General features: G+C 64.2%; 3 protein-coding genes. All 3 read right to left on the bottom strand.

Going from position 1 to position 2510, the window contains the following annotated elements; translation table 11 throughout:
• Positions 1-677, bottom strand: a 677-nt coding sequence (locus D8U82_RS11775) for a HEAT repeat domain-containing protein (protein ID WP_130902249.1), incomplete at its 3' end; no start/stop codon positions are given.
• Positions 674-1522, bottom strand: a complete 849-nt coding sequence (locus D8U82_RS11780) for an ABC transporter ATP-binding protein (RefSeq protein WP_130902250.1) — start codon at positions 1520-1522, stop codon at positions 674-676. The genes D8U82_RS11775 and D8U82_RS11780, both read right to left, overlap by 4 nt.
• The gene (locus D8U82_RS11785; protein WP_130902251.1) at positions 1522-2301 is read right to left on the bottom strand and encodes an ABC transporter permease; all 780 of its coding nucleotides are present in this window, start codon (positions 2299-2301) and stop codon (positions 1522-1524) included. The genes D8U82_RS11780 and D8U82_RS11785 overlap by 1 nt, the downstream gene beginning before the upstream one ends.
• Positions 2302-2510: the final 209 nt, after the last annotated feature.

The raw sequence follows: 2510 nt of genomic DNA on the forward strand, positions 1-2510 counted from the left end.
ACCTTGCCCAGCGTGGTCGCAGCTTCTTCGCGCACTTGCCAGGCAGGGTCGCGCAACGCCTGGCGCAACGCCGGCAGCACTTCGGCGTCGCTGGCCAGACCGAGCGCACCGGTCGCGGCGCGACGCACTTCGGTGTCCGGGTCGTCGCTGGCCAGGCGCGCCAGGGCTGGCAGCGCGTCGAGCTGTTTGAGCCAGCCGAGCACACCGACCGCTTCGCGACGGACATTGGCATCGGTGTCCTCCAACGCGGCGACGGCAGCCGGCGCGGCCTCGGCGAAGCGCAATTCGCGTAACGCCCGAAAGGCAGCGATGCGCACACTGACATCGGCATGTGCGGTCCACGGCAGAATGACCCGCCCCGCCGCTGCAGTCTTGAGCAGGCTCAGGCTTTGCGCCGCCGCCGATTGCACGGCGGGCGCCGGATCCGTCAGCGCTTCGCACAAGGCTTGCACGACCGCTTCATCCTCCCACGCTTCGAGCAATCGTGCGGCTTCAGCGCGGACGTCCTCGGCGGGATCCTGCCGGAGTCGATCAACCAGCCAGAGCAAACCATCCGGCTCCTCCAGATCGGCCAGATCAATCAAGGCAATGCGCCGCACGCCAGCGTCTTCAGCCGTCAGGCGCGGTTGCAGGGCGAGGATGTCTTCGTTGTCGGTCACAGCAAAAATAGAGGTCATAGGGCAAATCGCGGCAAAGGGTTTTCAGGAGGCAGGCCGAGCGGATTGAGGCGCGGCAGCGGTCGGTCGTTGTCGTGGCGCAGCAGGTCGAGGCAATGGCGTTTCAGGCGAGCGAACTCGGGGCTGGTCACCAGTTCATTGGTACGCGGGCGTGGAAAGTCCAGACGCAGGTCTTCGATGATTCGCCCTGGTCGCGCGCTCATTACCAGCAAGCGATCGGCTAGAAACAGCGCCTCGTCGATGTCATGGGTGACGAAAACCACCGTGGTGCGGATGCGCGTCCAGATGTCCAGCAGCAGTTCCTGCATGTTCAAGCGGGTCAGCGCATCCAGCGCGCCGAACGGCTCGTCCATCAGCAACAGGCGCGGGCGATTGACCAGCACCCGGGCGATCTCCACCCGCTGCTGCATGCCACCGGAAAGCTGATCCGGCCAGCGTTCGGCAAAGCCTTCGAGGCCGACCAGTTTGAGGATTTCATCAGCCGCGCGATGCCGCTCAGCCTTGGCGACGCCGCGCATCTTCAGGCCGAAGGCGACGTTGTCGTGCACCGTGCGCCACGGGAACAGCGTGTGGTGCTGAAACACCATGCCGCGCTGCGGCGACGGGCCGGCCACCGCGCTGCCGTCGACTTTCAAGCTGCCGGTACTGGCATTCAAGTGTCCGGCCAGGGCGCCGAGCAAGGTCGATTTGCCGCAACCGGACGGGCCGAGAATGCACACGAACTGGCCGGGTTCGATCTGGCAATCGAGGCCCTGCACCGCTTCGAAGGCTTCGCGGCCCTGGCCGAGGACGATGGACAACTGGCGAATGTCGATCCGCCCTTCCGGGGTTTGCATGACGCTCATCAGGCTTTGCCTCGCGGTCGATGCCAAGGCGTGAACAAGCCGCCCAAGCGTTTGATCAGCCAACTGCTGCCCATGCCCAACACGCCGATCAGGAGCATGCCGACAACAATGTCGGCGTAGTTCTGAATGGTGTAGGACTCCCATGTGTAGTAACCGATACCGAACTGCCCGGAGATCATTTCCGCCGTCACCAGGCAGAACCACGAAGTGCCCATGCCGATCGCCAGGCCGGTAATGATGCTCGGCGCAGCGCCCGGCAGGATTACTTCCAGCAGAATCGCCCGGCGCCCTGCTCCGAGGCTTTTTGCCGAGGCGATCAGGCGTGGATCGACGCCTTCGACGCCGTGCACGGTGTTGAGCAGGATCGGGAACAGCGCGCCGGTGAAGGTGATAAAGACCATCGACAATTCCGAGGATGGAAACATCAGGATCGCCAGCGGAATCCACGCCACGGCGGGGATCGGGCGCAGGACTTCCAGTGGTGGCAACAGCAAATCCTCAGCCCATTTCGACCGGCCGATGGCCAGGCCCAGGGCGATGCCGATGATCAACGCCGCCAAGTAACCGGCGAAGACCCGGCCGAGGCTGCTGCTCAAGTGCTGCCAGAGTTTGCCCGAGTCGCCCAGGCCCAGCGCGGCTTCGATCACCGCCAGTGGCGTCGGCACGTTGGCAAAGGTGACCAGGCCGAGGTTCCAGTGGTGGCTGGCGGCGAGTTGCCAGAAGAGCAGGCAGAGCAGCAGTGAGGCGGCTCTTGATGTCCAGCGCAACGGTGTTTTCATAGTCCGGTTTCCAGTTCGGGTTCTGTGTGATGGCCGAGATTTACCCCCTCACCCCAGCCCTCTCCCCCAGGGGGGCGAGGGGGAAAGGGAGCCGATTTGCGTGCTTTTCACGACCTGAGTTCGACTCGGTACTTCACGTCGGCGTATCTCTCAACAACAACTCGGTCAGTCCCCTCTCCCTCCGGGAGAGGGTTAGGGTGAGGGGCTTT

The sequence above is a fragment of the Pseudomonas sp. Sample_23 genome, assembly GCF_004307595.1.
Taxonomy (GTDB): Bacteria; Pseudomonadota; Gammaproteobacteria; order Pseudomonadales; family Pseudomonadaceae; genus Aquipseudomonas; species Aquipseudomonas atacamensis.